9 protein-coding genes are annotated in these 14,380 nt (G+C 45.6%); 3 read left to right on the top strand and 6 right to left on the bottom strand.

Features of this window, described 5'->3' with window-relative positions; all coding sequences use genetic code 11:
* Positions 1-37: 37 nt before the first annotated feature.
* The 4 genes from L2W36_RS02785 to L2W36_RS02770 form a co-directional block, all read right to left on the bottom strand.
* Positions 38-712, bottom strand: coding sequence for an oligogalacturonate-specific porin KdgM family protein (locus L2W36_RS02785; RefSeq protein WP_124941529.1), 675 nt, complete (start codon positions 710-712; stop codon positions 38-40).
* Between the two features lie 13 nt (positions 713-725).
* A complete protein-coding gene (locus L2W36_RS02780) occupies positions 726-1,907 on the bottom strand; it encodes an alginate lyase family protein (protein WP_206379161.1) in 1,182 nt (393 codons plus the stop codon).
* 208 nt (positions 1,908-2,115) lie between these two features.
* Positions 2,116-4,110 carry a glycosyl hydrolase family 28-related protein gene (locus tag L2W36_RS02775; RefSeq protein ID WP_124942222.1) on the bottom strand — a complete coding sequence of 665 codons (1,995 nt, stop codon included), beginning with the start codon at positions 4,108-4,110 and terminating at the stop codon, positions 2,116-2,118.
* Between the two features lie 110 nt (positions 4,111-4,220).
* Positions 4,221-5,987, bottom strand: a complete 1,767-nt coding sequence (locus tag L2W36_RS02770) for a sodium:solute symporter family protein (RefSeq protein WP_236109270.1) — start codon at positions 5,985-5,987, stop codon at positions 4,221-4,223.
* A gap of 596 nt (positions 5,988-6,583) precedes the next feature.
* Between L2W36_RS02770 and L2W36_RS02765 the strand changes: the two genes are divergently transcribed.
* The 3 genes from L2W36_RS02765 (at position 6,584) to L2W36_RS02755 (ending at position 11,915) form a co-directional block, all read left to right on the top strand.
* Complete coding sequence (locus tag L2W36_RS02765) at positions 6,584-8,350, top strand: sodium:solute symporter family protein (protein WP_124941530.1); 1,767 nt, start codon at positions 6,584-6,586, stop codon at positions 8,348-8,350.
* Positions 8,351-8,445: 95 nt separating this feature from the next.
* Positions 8,446-9,879 (top strand): glucuronate isomerase, encoded by a 1,434-nt coding sequence (uxaC, locus tag L2W36_RS02760; protein ID WP_236109269.1) that lies wholly within the window; start codon positions 8,446-8,448, stop codon positions 9,877-9,879.
* Positions 9,876-11,915: a heparinase II/III domain-containing protein gene (locus L2W36_RS02755; RefSeq protein ID WP_124941532.1), complete on the top strand. Its 2,040-nt coding sequence runs from the start codon at positions 9,876-9,878 to the stop codon at positions 11,913-11,915. Before uxaC ends, L2W36_RS02755 begins: the two co-directional genes overlap by 4 nt.
* A 335-nt stretch (positions 11,916-12,250) precedes the next feature.
* Here L2W36_RS02755 and L2W36_RS02750 read toward each other — a convergent pair whose 3' ends face one another.
* Together L2W36_RS02750 and L2W36_RS02745 are read right to left on the bottom strand one after the other, a co-directional pair.
* Positions 12,251-13,342, bottom strand: coding sequence for an alkene reductase (locus L2W36_RS02750; RefSeq protein ID WP_236109268.1), 1,092 nt, complete (start codon positions 13,340-13,342; stop codon positions 12,251-12,253).
* Between the two features lie 132 nt (positions 13,343-13,474).
* A complete protein-coding gene (locus L2W36_RS02745; protein WP_031493939.1) occupies positions 13,475-14,356 on the bottom strand; it encodes a LysR family transcriptional regulator in 882 nt (293 codons plus the stop codon).
* Between the last annotated feature and the right edge of the window lie 24 nt (positions 14,357-14,380).

Here is a 14,380-nt window from a genome sequence, read left to right as displayed (position 1 = left end):
TAGTGTGGCCATGCGGACAATCAGTTACAGTTAACCTCTAGAAGCTATAAGTGATGCCGATACGGCTTCGTAGTTGACGATCGCTTGAAGAGCTCGATACCGAAACATTGGCGAACTCAACATATGGGCGCCAACTCCAGTCTTCGCCTTTATAGCCAAGTTTGAACAGTGCATCCCAGTTGGTGTCACCGTTGTCGAATAACACTTGATCATCCAAACCTTTCTCATAGTTCGCTTCTAGGCCAAACTGAAAACCGTTGTATTTGTAATCAAGGTTCGCCGTGACTTTGCTCTTCTGTTCAGAAGAACGATCATCAGAGAAATTACGGAACTCGTGGCGATAGCGAAGCTTAGTCACAAACCCTGAATCAAAAGAGTACTGAGCGCGAAGCTGAGGTTTATAGGTCACGTGACCAGGGAAGAACGTAATTGGCATTCCTGGAATAAGCATCCAATTGTCATCAATTTTGTATTTGTAGCCGAAGTCGAATTCGTTGCCCTTCGATTGCCATTCTGAAAATGGTTTCCCCTTCTGCATCGCTTCAACGCCAAAATACATATTCCCAACACCAGCCCCAAGTTTTACACGACTAGCGTATGTTTCACTTTCATGTTTATATTCTTGACGAAAATCGAGAGATGCCGCAGAAATAGAGGCACTAGCAACCAATGCCACAACCGCAGTTGTAGCTATTTTATAGACCTTAGACACAGTTTAATTCCTTTTATTTGAATAGTAGGTTTGCAACTTTTTTGCTATTTACTTTTTCTTTACTCAGCTCAGAAATAGCGTCGGTAAATACCGGATCACCATATGCTTTCTGCGCATAAAGTAAATTCACATAGGCTTTCGAACCATCAAAGCCTTTTAATTCTTTGTATTGCCACTTATCAGGTTGATTAGCATGTTTAGCGATATATTGATAACCTTTTGCTAAAGAGTGCTTATCAACTTCATAATTCCAAACGTCGATGCCAAGCTTGTCTCCGAAGTGACCAAGATGACTGTAGGCTTCTAGGTTGAAGTTTGAATAATGCCAAGGGCGAGTCCGTTCTAGCTCTCCATGCTGACGCCCATTCATATCAAATTGACTGCCGATTCGGCGCATTTGCGTGATTCTCAAGCGCTGCTTTGCAATATCTTCTTGCCCGACAAAAATGGCAAAAGCAGCCACTTGTGCGTCATACCACGTACCATGATTGTTGTGCCAATTATCCTCTTCGAAACCATGATTACTGGTTAGAAGCCATTGGTTAAATTCACTAAACCAAGCAACCATGGCCTGATAGTCTTTCGGATCAAGTTGCTCTTGCAAGATGTTGATACTATCCAGCACTGGGATAAGTAAGCGACTATCAATAATGCCAATACCACGCCCATCAACAATTCCGGGGATTGCTTGAGCATGGTTGAGGTTAGGGTTCATTCGTGTTTTTGGATCAACAAACCATGCGCTAAGCTGAGCTTTCGCTTTGTCTGCATATGCTTGATTATCCGTGAAGTAATAAGCGAGACTCAGGTCTGTCACATCTTTGGCAAAGCGGATAAAACGCTGTTTGTCCGTAGCTGCGCTTTTAGTGGCCATATTATATTCACCATCACGGCGCACATAAGGCAAGCCATCTTCAGTATCTGGGTTCGGCCACCAGTATGGCCCAAAGCTAAAATAATCGTGTTTGTCACCACTGGCTGGTAATAGAGTTTTGTTCGTCACTGGATCTATTTCAGCATTGAGCGCCTTATCTGCTTTTGCAACTAATGTATCTATAGAATCTTGCTTCATTGTTAGATGTTGCTTGTTATATTCAAGCGCTGATGAATCATATGAAATAAAGTCAACATCACCCGCTACCGCCCCCCAAGACAAGGCGATGGAAATAGCAATCATACTTTTACTAACCATCATAAATCTCCTTATTAAAACTGAAATCATGATAATTGAAACATCGGTTTAAAAAGTCGATCACGATCATTTTATTTAGTTAGTCCTATATTAATAATGATAATTGTGATTTCAGTCAAATTTATAAACTCAAAGCCAACTCCAGAAAATTTAAATATGAAAAGGGCTCAAAAAGAGCCCTGTGATTTATATTATTTTAGATAAATAAATTCTAATAAGATCTAATTTTCACGTACTGGCAATTGTTGCTTGAACTAAATTTCACTACCTTGCCAGTGAGAGTGTCACCGCTGACATAGTTTGATGTCACGCTAATTGAACCGCTGCCATCAACACTGGATAACGTCCCCCTAAAATCACAGTGACTATTTGCATCACTATCCCATACTTGTACGGTTTTCCCTGCGAGATCTCTATCAATCGCTAAACAGGCTGCTTGGGATAGATCCAACTCCATTTTCTGCCCCCAACTGTATTGGGTTACGGCATCACATCCTTCGGATACGGGTGGATCAACGGGATCAACAGGCTCTTCTGGCTCAACCCCCTCTGGAGGCCAAGAACCTCCATCAACAGTGACACCAGAGGTTGGTATATGTTGATGTACGCCCTCTGCCAATGTTTGATTCCAAGTCGCTATTGGCTCTCCGTTAATATTGAGATGCTGGTAATTGCTTCCATCCCAATTGAGCGCATACTCTACATCCGGCTCATCAAACAGTCCCCAGCGAGTAATACTGTCACCCGCGCTCTTTGCCTTCTTCAGCGTATTGTTAACTAGAACATTGTTGGGTCCAGTTGGTCCTGACCACTTACTTGCATGGTCGCCCGACCCAACCCAAATGGGTTGCCACGTTGCCCCTGACTCTGGCGCCCCGTTCGACCAACTGCGATGCTCAAACGGTACGGCAATGTTATTAGAGCGAACTAAGTTGTTGCGCTCCCAGCCACCATGGAAGTTCATATCAACATTGAGTGTATTGTTCTCGACGACATTTCCGGTCGCAGACCACTGGAGGGCCAAGTGCCGAATGTTGCGAATATCGTTATTGTGAATCCAGCTGTTGTACAGCTTAGAGCCACGAACATACCCATTGCCACCAGCACCTTTATTCCACGAACCGTCAATCATGTTATTGGAGATAGTTACCGCTTTCGCAAACTCACTAACAATAGGGTGCGAGCCAATCATGTCGATACGGACATTATCAACCCAGCCGTTGTATACCCACTTGAGAATGATGCCGTGAATTGCATCTTGTGCACATACATTCTCATATCGATACAAAACGCCATTGGGGTTACTAGCCGAGAACTGGTTGCGATTGTAACCTTCACAGTGACTACCTTTTGTATCCATGGTCAGGAAGAAGTCTTGCAGGCCAAAGTTTTCCACCGCACTGATTGGCATAACTCGGCTGTTATATCCACTCTCATTGTGTAGCGGGATATCGAACTCTAAAACGCCATCAAGAGTGACTGTATTGTTGCCAGTATTCACCGCCGCCACTTTAAAAATCTGTGTACGCATGTGACCGGTTTTTATATGACTCCCGCTTCTTCTCGATTCTGGTACTTGCCCTTTATCTAAAAATGCTTTGTCACTGGCGGCACCGACATAAATAAGATCTCCTTGGCTAAACTCGCCAGCTTTTCCGGATTCTAAGAAAATAGTGGTATCGCCCATTTTTGCAGGTTGTGCAAACTCAATACTGTGTTTCCAGTGAAAGTTGACGCTCCCTTCGTAAGCAGGTTCTTTAACATGCTTCTCTCGAGTTTCGACACGAAATACGCCAAAACCAGGCCAGTATTTCTTATCAAAGTCAGGCGCATTGCTCGCATCCACCCCATAAGGTGACCAAGACTTGACGATAATTTCAGTCCCTGTGGCAGGATCGCTTCCCGCCCCCTTGATAACCAACCCTGACTTGTCGATATGGATTTCATCACTAAGGTTGATAGTACCCTTTGGCAGTATTATCACCGTATTGTTACTCGTAGAAGCGTTGACCTCATGGTCGATGATGGCTTGTAGCGCAGCAGAATCATCAATGCCATCATCTGCGATGACACCGCGATCAACTGCGTAGATAGTATTTTGAAATGTCGTAGGTAAGACTGCGCCTTGTTTATATCCTGGAGCAGAAAGACCAGAGGCGCTATAGAAGGATAGAGGAATCAGTATGGCAAGTGTGTTCACGTTCATTTTCACGTTTGGATCTCCCTTCCGTGTTTATAGATTTGTTTCTTGATTGGTGGATTTAAAAAGAGGAGCTACTGTGAACTGCGTAGCTCCTCAATGGGGGTATTAAGAGATTAAGTGGCGGTGCTGGCTGTTAGTTTATCTGCTTGCTTTGCACTCTTGAGAAGTAAACTACCTACCGTAACAATAACCGCACCACAGAAGACAAAGGCCATGCGTCCCCAGAATGGGTTCGGGATCAGCACCATCAGAGTCACTAGAACACCGAAGACAAGAATCAGCTTACCTAGCATGTTGCGCTGTTGACGATCGAGCTCATCTTGACCTGCTTCTTCTAATACTGGCGTCGCGACATCATTCCAGAATTCTGTCAGTTCAGCTTCTCGCTCACCAACAGGTTCTTTATAGAATCGAGTTGTTAAACAGAAGAAACCACCCGTGATGAATAGGTGACCCATGATGCCCAGTAGAACCTTAAGGTCTTTCGCTTCACGACCGGTAAATGGCGTATCTAGGTTCAGCCAGTTAGCTACCACATCAGCAGTAATCACAAAGCTAACAAGGTAAGAAACGATAATACCGACAGCCAGTGTTGCCCATGCTGCCCAATCTGGCGTCTTCTTGATGAAGATACCGAAGAACAGCGGTACTAGGATAGGCATCTGCAGCAATGTACTAACGTACATCATGGCATCAAATAGGCTCAATCCACGGAGTGAGTTGATGAACAGTGCGACGAGAATAATCAGACCACCAAAACACATAGTGACGATTTGGCTCACACGCATCAGTTTCTTGTCGTCAGCCTTTTTATCCAGGATTGGCGCATAGAAGTTGCGAACAAAGATACCGGAGTTACGGTTAAGTCCAGAGTCCATTGAAGACATGGTTGCCGCAAATACCGCTGACATAAGCAGACCAACCATACCAACTGGCATTGCCTTCTCAACGAATACTAGGTAAACCGCATCCGCTGCTTTTTTACCTAACTCTGCCGCATGAACAGTGGCTGCATCTGGGTACATCACCGCCGTTACCCAAGGTGGCAAGAACCAAATAGCTGGACCAATCAACATAAGAACAAATGCAAGTAATGCTGCTTTGCGCGCATTAGTCGAATCTTTAGCCGTAAGGAAGCGATAAGAGTCTTGCATGTTGTTGATATTTTGAAGCTGCTTAACAAACATGAAGATGAACCATGCCACGAACAGCAGTGGATAGTTCATGTCTGAGCCCATGATTGAATCCGCCGGGAACTGCTCGATAAGGTTGGTTGGACCACCAATCTTAACTAGGGCTGCAACGGCACATACAACGGTCACCGCCATGATGACCACCATCTGAACAAAGTCAGATGCTACTACGCCCCAGGCCCCACCAATAACGGAGATGAATAGAACAATTAGGCCAGTAACAACAATGGTCGTCTCGATATCTACTTTAAATACTGCACTTACAAACAGTGCTAGACCATTTAACCAAATACCAGTGTAAACAATGCTGGTTGGCATCGTTGCCCATGTAAATACCTGTTCGTTGGTGCCACCAAAACGACGACGAACGCCTTCAATCGGTGTTACAACACGCATTTGGCGGAAACGATATGAGAAGAACAACCAAGAAAGTAGGAAGCCAAATGCGTTGGCCATAAATACGACCATGATAGGGAAGCCATCGGTAAACGCTTTACCTGCAGCTCCAGTAAAGGTCCACGCACTAAACTGGGTCATAAAGGCTGTTGAGCCGACCATCCACCAGAGCATTTTACCGCCGCCTCTAAAGTAGTCACTGGTAGAACTACCCGCGAAGCGTTTAAAGATGACGCCTATCGCTATCATAAAGATAAAGTAAACGCCCACGACGAGCATATCGACATTCATTCTGAACTCCTTTTACACATTATTTTTCTAAGACTAATTTTTAAAACTCCGTTTCATTATTTGGCAAATGCTGTTTTTATAAAGATCATTTCGGTCATTATGTGACCTATGTAACTAATTATGTCTGGAGAGGTAGTTTTGTGTTAACGCGATCAAAAAATGTGCAGAAGGGGTGACAGGTAGTTACTGATACAGTTATAGGTGGGTAAAAATAGTGACCATTAAGACGCTTGTACTCGTTATTGTTAGATACACGTTGCCCCAGAGTCAACGCTATAGAAAGCTTCAAAACCTTGGATAGACACAGTCCCGCAAAGGCTTTCAAACGATACGTATTACAAAGCTACGAATTAATGAGCTTTTACTGTTGAACGCCTCAAGCACACACTGTCACTTCAGCGGCTTATGAAAGGAGAAGGCCCTACGATGAGTAAATTCCAACGGTCAAAACCACCACCCACAAACTAAAAAAATGAAAAACCGTTTCATTCATCACAAAAACGCACAGTTTTTTGGCAATAGCGGCGCACTTAAAGCAATAATGAACCGGTGTTTTAATTTTTGATTTAAGCAATTTCATTTTAGAGGTAAGTGTAATGAATATTGACATTGTTGTTGTCGGTGTCTACTTCGTCTTCATGATCGCTGTAGGTGTCATATTCAAACGTCTAGCGGGTAGCTCGACCAGTGATTACTTTCGCGGGGGCGGCAAAATGCTTTGGTGGATGGTGGGTTCTACAGCCTTCATGACACAGTTCAGTGCTTGGACATTCACAGGGGCAGCAGGTAAAGCCTTTACTGATGGTTTCCCTATCATGGTTATTTTTATGGCCAATGCATTCGGCTTTTTGCTGTCTTGGCTGTTTTTCTCCTACCGTTTCCGTCAAATGCGCGTTGTGACACCAGTAGAAGGGGTTCGTCGCCGCTTTGGTACGACAAACGAGCAGGTATTTACATGGGCAACCATGCCAACCAGCATTGTTTACACGGGTATTTGGCTAAACGGTCTGGCGCTATTTGTAAGTGCCGTATTCAACATTGATATCGAAACGACCATCGTCATTACCGGCCTAATTGTTCTATTTATTTCCGTGATCGGTGGTTCTTGGGGTGTAGTGGCGTCCGACTTTGTGCAAATGGTCGTCATCATGGCGGTAACCGTTGTATGTGCCGTTGCTGCTCTCATCAAGATCGGCGGTCCAAGCAACTTAATCGAGCAGTTCCCAGCAGACTCTGTTATGGGTCCGAACATGAACTACCCGTTACTGTTCGTAGCCTGGTTCATCTTCATGTTTGTTAAGCAGCTTCAAAACATTAACAACATGCAAGACTCATACAGATTCTTGACGGCAAAAGACTCAACCAATGCGCGTAAAGCAGCGCTTCTTGCGTTTGCTCTTATGCTAATTGGTCCTGCTATTTGGTTTATGCCGCCATGGGTAACCGCAGTCCTTTACCCTGATGCAGCACTTGCACACGCTGACGCTCTTGGCGGTAAAGCCGCTGATGCAGTTTATCTCGTATTCGTTGAGCGCGTTATGCCAGTGGGTATGGTTGGCTTACTGATGTCTGCTGTATTTGCCGCAACCATGTCTTCAATGGACTCAGGTTTAAACCGCAACGCCGGGGTATTTGTTCGCAACTTCTACAGCCCTATTATTAATAAGAATGCATCTGAGAAAAAACTGATGCGTGTCAGCCAAGGTGTCACTATGGTGTTTGGCGCGCTGATTATCGCAGTTGCTCTGTTCATCAACTCGCTTCGTGGATTAAGCCTATTTGATGCCATGATGTACGTAAGTACATTGCTACAAATGCCTATCCTAGTTCCGCTGTTCTTTGGCATGTTTATTAAGAAGACGCCAGATTGGGCAGCTTGGGCTACGCTAGCAGTCGGTATGGTGGTCTCTTACATGGTGAGTTTTGTCATCACACCAGATGTCATCGCAAATCTTCTAGGTATCGAGGGCGGCTTCACCAGTCGTGAGGCGTCAGACTTGACGGTAATGAATGGCATCATCGGTCACCTTGTGTTTACCGGCGGTTTCTTCTGCCTAACCACTAAGTTCTACAAGGAGCCACAAGGCGCGCGTAAAACCGAGCTTAACGAGTTTTGGACTGATGTGGCAACACCTGTTATTGAGGAAGAAGGACAAGATGCGGTCGACCGCCAGCAGCGCAGCATGCTTGGTAAGCTAATCTTAATCTTCGGCGTGCTGGTAACAGCTATGATACTGATACCAAATCCATTCTGGGGTCGCATGGCATTCTTGTTCTGTGGCGGCGTGGTACTTACCGTAGGTGCTCTGCTGCTAAAAAGCGCCAAGGAAACCAAAGTACTTAACCTGCAAACTCAGAGTTAACGTAGTGACAAGGGGCTGGCCACCAGCCCCCTATTTTGCGTTTAGCAATCCACTAGTCACCACTACGTTATAAAAAGTATTTCGAGATGAAACCCATGAACCAATACATCCATGACGATTTTCTTTTAACCTCGGATTTGGCTCGCCGCTTGTTCCATGACTATGCCAAAGCAATGCCGATCATTGACTATCACAATCACCTAGATGCGAAACAGATTTGGGAAAACCATCGCGCGAGTAACATCGCCGAATGCTGGCTGCATAGTGATCACTATTTGTGGAGAGCGATGCGCAGCAATGGAATTGAAGAACACTACATAACCGGCAACGCTCCCGACAAAGAAAAGTTTGAAAAATGGTGTCAAACCGCTCCTTATCTACTCGGCAACCCACTCTACCAGTGGTCTCACTTAGAGCTAGAGCGATTCTTCAACTGCTCATTGCTATTAAACCCAGACAATTGTGATGCCATTTGGTCACACTGTGAGGCTGAACTTGAGACTTCTAGACTCACCACTCAGAGTGTATTGAATCAGTGCAATGTCACGACACTTTGCACTACAGACTCACCGCTCTCTGACCTTCGCTATCACAAACTGATTGCAGAGTCCGACTTTGACGTCGAAGTGCTCCCAACATTCAGAGCCGACGATTTATTTGCGTTTGGATCGCCAAGCGCTTTTCGCAATATGATTGATACATTAAGCACAATGACCTCGCTACATATTGTATCCATCAATGACTTCCTCCACGCGATTTCAAAGCGAATCGAAGCATTCCACGAAGTAGGCTGCCGACTATCCGATCTTGGGCTCACTCAGGTGAATTTTGCACCTTGTTCCCATAAAGTTGCTAATCAACTATTTGAGAAACTATTAACCGGACAAGCCCTTAAAGATAGCGAAAGCACACAGCTTAGCTCTTATCTGTTCAACCAATTGGGTCAACACTACCATAGCCGCGGTTGGGCAATGCAACTCCACATTGGTGTACTGGTTAACGTTAACGAACGCAGAAAACAGGAGCTTGGCGGCGGTACTGGATTTAGCGTGATGAATGATCGCCTCATTGCCGAAAATCTTACCCAGCTTCTCAGTCAATTAGATTTAACCAACCAACTACCAAAGACAGTGCTTTACAGCATCAACCCGAACCACAATGCACTACTCAGCTGTATCGCTGGCGCCTTTCAAAACAGTGACTCGGCCGCTGGGAAAATCCAATTTGGTGCAGCATGGTGGTTTAACGACCACAAAGACGGTATGGAAGCACAGCTCACCGCATTAAAAAACTTGGGAGCGCTAGGCCGATTTATAGGTATGTTGACCGACTCTAGAAATGTGTTCTCTATGAGTCGCCATGAGTACTTTCGCCGTGTACTCTGTAATCAGCTGGCCGTTTGGGTTGAAAATGGGGAGCTTCCAAATAACAATGCCCTGCTTAAAGAGACGATCGAAAACATCTGCTATTACAACGCACTGCACTACTTTAACTTTCCTCAATCTACACTCACAGGGAATGCTCAATGATCCAGTTCAGCGAACAACAAATTCAATCCATTAAACAACGCGCTTCTGAGCAAACCATCGCCCAACTCATCGCGGACAATCATGTTGTCCTCAATAGCGATACATTAGTACCACCTGATGGTCGCGCCACCTGGAATCTGTATTACTTTTGTCCAGAGCATGGTGTTCGCCTAACGTGGGATCGTGATAAACCACTTTCACACTGCTGCCCTGTTGATGGTAAAGAATTCACAGGTGAACCATACGACGGCGCATGGTGGCGATGGTTAAACGGGCTGAACGCAAAAGCGTGCTACGATCTTGGGTTGCTTTGGAAATTAACCGGTGAGCAACGTTTCTTTGATAAGGTCAAAGACATCCTGCTTCAATCCGCCAAATACTATCCGGACTACGAAGTTCATGGTGATATCCCCTACAACGGTCCTGGCAAAGCCAATGCACAAACATTATGCGAGGCAAACTGCCACTTAGATCTTGCTCGCGGTTATGACTTCATTCGTGAGCAGTTAACGCTAGAAGAACAGTCTTACATTGAACAACGCCTACTTCGTGAAGGGGCTGAGTTTTTGACGGAGTACAGAACCAACCAGCTGCACAACCATGAAATGAAAATTAACGCCACGATTGGTGTGATTGGATTGATCTTGGAAGAGAGCCGTTACATCGACTTTGCTCTGAATACTGACTATGGTATCCACTATCAGCTTAACCATGGCTGCTCAGAAGAGGGCATGTGGTTTGAAGGCTCGATTCATTATCACTATTACGCCTTACAGGCGCTGTTAAACTTTGAAAAGATCGCCTACTCAACGCCTCATTCAGTAAGCTCCAACCCAAACTTTATTAAGATGCTCAAGTTCCCGCTTAACTTAGTGCTCAATACCGGTGATTTCCCGCGGCTCAATGACTGCATTGCCGGCCAAGAGCGCATCACCCATTCACACCTGTTTGAGTTTGCCTACGCGCAATACCCTTGTGACGAATTTGCGAGTGTTCTTACTAGCATTTATCAAAATATCTCAAGAGATAACATCGATGCGCTACTTTATGGTGTCGATGAACTTCCAAAGGCGGCGCCACTGCAATGTAAGTCTATCCACACTGCTCATGCAGGTGTGACGATTCATTACGACCAAATCAATGAACATGCCATGCTTCTTAAGCACAGTCCTTACGGTGGAGAGCACGATCACTACGATCGACTTGGCCTGATCATTGTGCGCAATGGTAAAGAGATTCTGCCCGATCTCGGCACCACAGGATATGGCGCAGAGCTGCACTACGGCTATTACAAAAATACGGCAACACACAACACCCTCGTTGTGAATCAGCAGAACCAATCGCCAATAGACCCTAGATTGCTTCACTTCTCTGACTCACCTATTTGCAAAGTCATTGATACGCTTGCAGATTGGAACCAGCCACCAGCGGAAGTCGATAGTCATACTATCGAACAATGGGATAGTCAAACATATCAAAATGTGGTGTTCAGACGTATCTTGTTCTGTGTTGGCGAAGCGTATGTAGAAGCCAATCTAGTTGCCAATCCGCATCAGCAACAATTGGATTTGACCTACCACATTCGCGGTGAGCATACCGAAACGGATGGCTTCGAGATCTGCCCTAACCCGTTGTCAGGCGCACTGAACCGAATGACAAATACACGTCAGTTGAGTTCGGTTTCAGTACACTCCCATCGCTATGCCATCGAAGAACAAACGCCATTTAGCCAGAGGATGGTGTTCAGTTCACCGTGTGATGTCTTGATTGGTGAAGCACCAGATAATCCAGCAACATCAAATCTTGCGTACACCTTGATTCGCTCCAATGCGACCACGTTAAACACCTTGGTGCTGCACGACCTGTCACACAATGCCAATCTTCTGCTTGAAGATGTAGCTTGGAGCGATACAGAAATCACATACAGTATCAACCAAAATGGCAACAAAACCACCATCATCTACAACTTGCATTCGCATTCTTTGCGAACTCGCAGTTGGCAGTCTGAAAGCGACAATTTGACGTTCAGCAAGTAATACAAAAACCAGCTCTTTGCGAAGAGCTGGCTTAATCGCACTTCAAACCCGCTAACTATTTGTCACTCATATACAAAATCGCAGCTCTGATCATTAACACTTCTAAGCCGGAGTCATTCATGAAATACCTCCCCCCTAACCAAAGGCAGCACTATAGGCATTACAGCATCCTCATACCGTATTTCACCCAAACACAATGCTCGTTTTGAATGCGTCACTAACCACCTCACGACTCTGGGCTATAACATAGTAGTTGGAGGTTGCTCATACGACCACGGAAAACATGTTCGCGGCTCGACAAATCAAAGAGCCTTACAAAGAGACTCTAAACACGTTTACGCGCTGTACTCGGGATAATCGATATACCCCTTCTCATCACCACCATATAGACTCAGCCTTGCATCGGCATCAAACTCAGCAAGTGGCCAGTTGTTTTTAAAACGCGCCACAAGATCTGGGTTGGTCACATACGGTGTGCCAAACGCCACAAGGTCGGCGTAATTGTTTTCAAGCAGTGCCATGGCACTCTCTTTAGTCAACTTGCCTGCAATCATGACTGGGTTTGGGTAAATGTCACGTACCTCTTTACGGAATAACTCTGGTGCTTCAACATAACGCGAGATGTTTTCAGAGAAATGTACATAAGCAAGATTCATTGGAGCCAGCGCGACAAGTGCCTTTTTCACCACTTCCACAATCTCTGGATCTTCTTCAGCAAAACCTTCCATGACGTGCGGCGAAACACGAACCGCGACTTTGTCACCACCGATTTCATTCACTACCGCTTGCATCACCTCAACAAGAAAACGGATACGGTTTTCTTGAGAGCCACCATATTGGTCAGTACGTTGGTTGCTAGAAAGTCGCATGAACTGGTCTAGCAGGTAGCCGTGCGCCGCATGAATTTCAATGCCATCAAAACCTGCTTCGATAGCGTTTTTCGCGGCTTGCACATAATCAGCAATAGTTTGCTGAATATCTTGCTCAGTCATCGCGCGCGGTTCGCCGGTTTCAATCATACCAAAGCCACCTTCTGGTAGCGGACCAAATACTTGGTCAGCCTCTTTAATGGCCGATGCCGACAAAACCTGCTCACCTGTGATGGATTCATGGCTGCGACGACCCACGTGCCAAAGCTGAATGAATACTTTACTGCCTTGGTCATGAATCGCTTTAGTGACTTTTTTCCAGCCATCGATGTGCGCTTGGGTATAGATACCCGGAGTCAGAGAGTAACCACGACCAATAGCCGAGATGGGCGCACCTTCTGTGATGATAAGACCCGCATTTGCACGCTGTGCATAGTAAGTCGCCATCATGTCATTTGGCACATCGCCTGGCTGAGTGGTGCGAGAACGAGTCATTGGTGCCATCGCAATGCGATTGCTTAGTTCAAGTTTGCCGTAGTTGAAGTGAGAAAAGATCATGTCGTATGCCCTCAATATCGTAATGGGGACATTCTAGCGACGAGTCACCTCTAGATTGAGAGCAATAATCACAAATGGCTTTTGTCAAAAATGCAAAAGCCACGGCGACAAAAAACAAAAAGGGAGATAAGACTACAGCGATAGTCTAGGCTGAATAAATTCAATAAACGCCGTAATGCGGCGCGCTACCGACGACGAACGGTAATAGACGGCGTTGACTTGCTCGCGACCTGTCGTAGTGAGTTTTTCTGACTCTAGAAGTGGTACCAAGAGCCCTTCTTCAATATCTTGTTTGACCATAAAGCCCGACATGCACGCAATCCCATTACCCGCCAGAGTTAACTGGCGCACCGTCTCACCGTTACTCGACACCATACTTGGCCGAATCGTAGGGTTGCCGGGTAGTGGCCATTGGTTGAGTACTTTCGCTCCGACAAAACCAATCAAACTATGAGTGCTTAAGTCAGTAGCTGATTTGGGATAACCACGCCGTGCAAGGTAATCGGGTGACGCGACGAGATACAATAGACTCTTTCCCAACGGCTTGGCATGCAATGTTGAGTCGGTTAATTTACCTATACGAATCGCAACATCAGTGCGCTTCTCAAGTAAATCAACAAAACCCTCGTTGGAGGTCAGCTCAAGCTCAATATCTGGGTACTCTCTATTAAACTCAGCGATAAGTGGCACCAGTTGATGCAGTACAAATGGGCTTGCAGCATCGACTCTCAATCGCCCTTTTGGCAGCTCACCTCTAGCCATAATCTCCTCTTCGGTCTGCTGCAGAACACGCAGCCCTTCACGGACTCCGTCGACAAACTGACGACCTTCGTCGGTGAGCTCAATGCGGCGAGTCGTACGGTTTAAAAGCGTGACACCAAGTTGACTCTCAAGCTTACTAACACTGCGAGACACCTTCGCCACTTGAATGTCGAGCACCTCTGCGGCAGCGGAAAAACCGCCACTATCTACGACAGAGAGTAATATTTCCAGATCATCGGAACGAGTGAGCATATTTATTTCATAAATTGCAAAAGT

Source organism: Vibrio sp. McD22-P3 (assembly GCF_021568915.1).
Taxonomy (GTDB): domain Bacteria; phylum Pseudomonadota; class Gammaproteobacteria; order Enterobacterales; family Vibrionaceae; genus Vibrio; species Vibrio mediterranei.
The sequence above is the reverse complement of the archived record's forward strand: the minus strand, read 5'-3'. Positions and strand labels throughout refer to the sequence as shown.

Bases quoted from the DNA above. Each gene is read 5' to 3' on its own strand.
- L2W36_RS02755 (WP_124941532.1), top strand. From the start codon at position 9,876: ATGATCCAGTTCAGCGAACAACAAATTCAATCCATTAAACAACGCGCT.
- L2W36_RS02765 (WP_124941530.1), top strand. From the start codon at position 6,584: ATGAATATTGACATTGTTGTTGTCGGTGTCTACTTCGTCTTCATGATC.
- L2W36_RS02770 (WP_236109270.1), bottom strand. From the start codon at position 5,987: ATGAATGTCGATATGCTCGTCGTGGGCGTTTACTTTATCTTTATGATA.
- L2W36_RS02750 (WP_236109268.1), bottom strand. From the start codon at position 13,342: ATGATCTTTTCTCACTTCAACTACGGCAAACTTGAACTAAGCAATCGC.
- L2W36_RS02775 (WP_124942222.1), bottom strand. From the start codon at position 4,110: ATGAACGTGAACACACTTGCCATACTGATTCCTCTATCCTTCTATAGC.
- uxaC (WP_236109269.1), top strand. From the start codon at position 8,446: ATGAACCAATACATCCATGACGATTTTCTTTTAACCTCGGATTTGGCT.
- L2W36_RS02745 (WP_031493939.1), bottom strand. From the start codon at position 14,356: ATGCTCACTCGTTCCGATGATCTGGAAATATTACTCTCTGTCGTAGAT.
- L2W36_RS02780 (WP_206379161.1), bottom strand. From the start codon at position 1,907: ATGATGGTTAGTAAAAGTATGATTGCTATTTCCATCGCCTTGTCTTGG.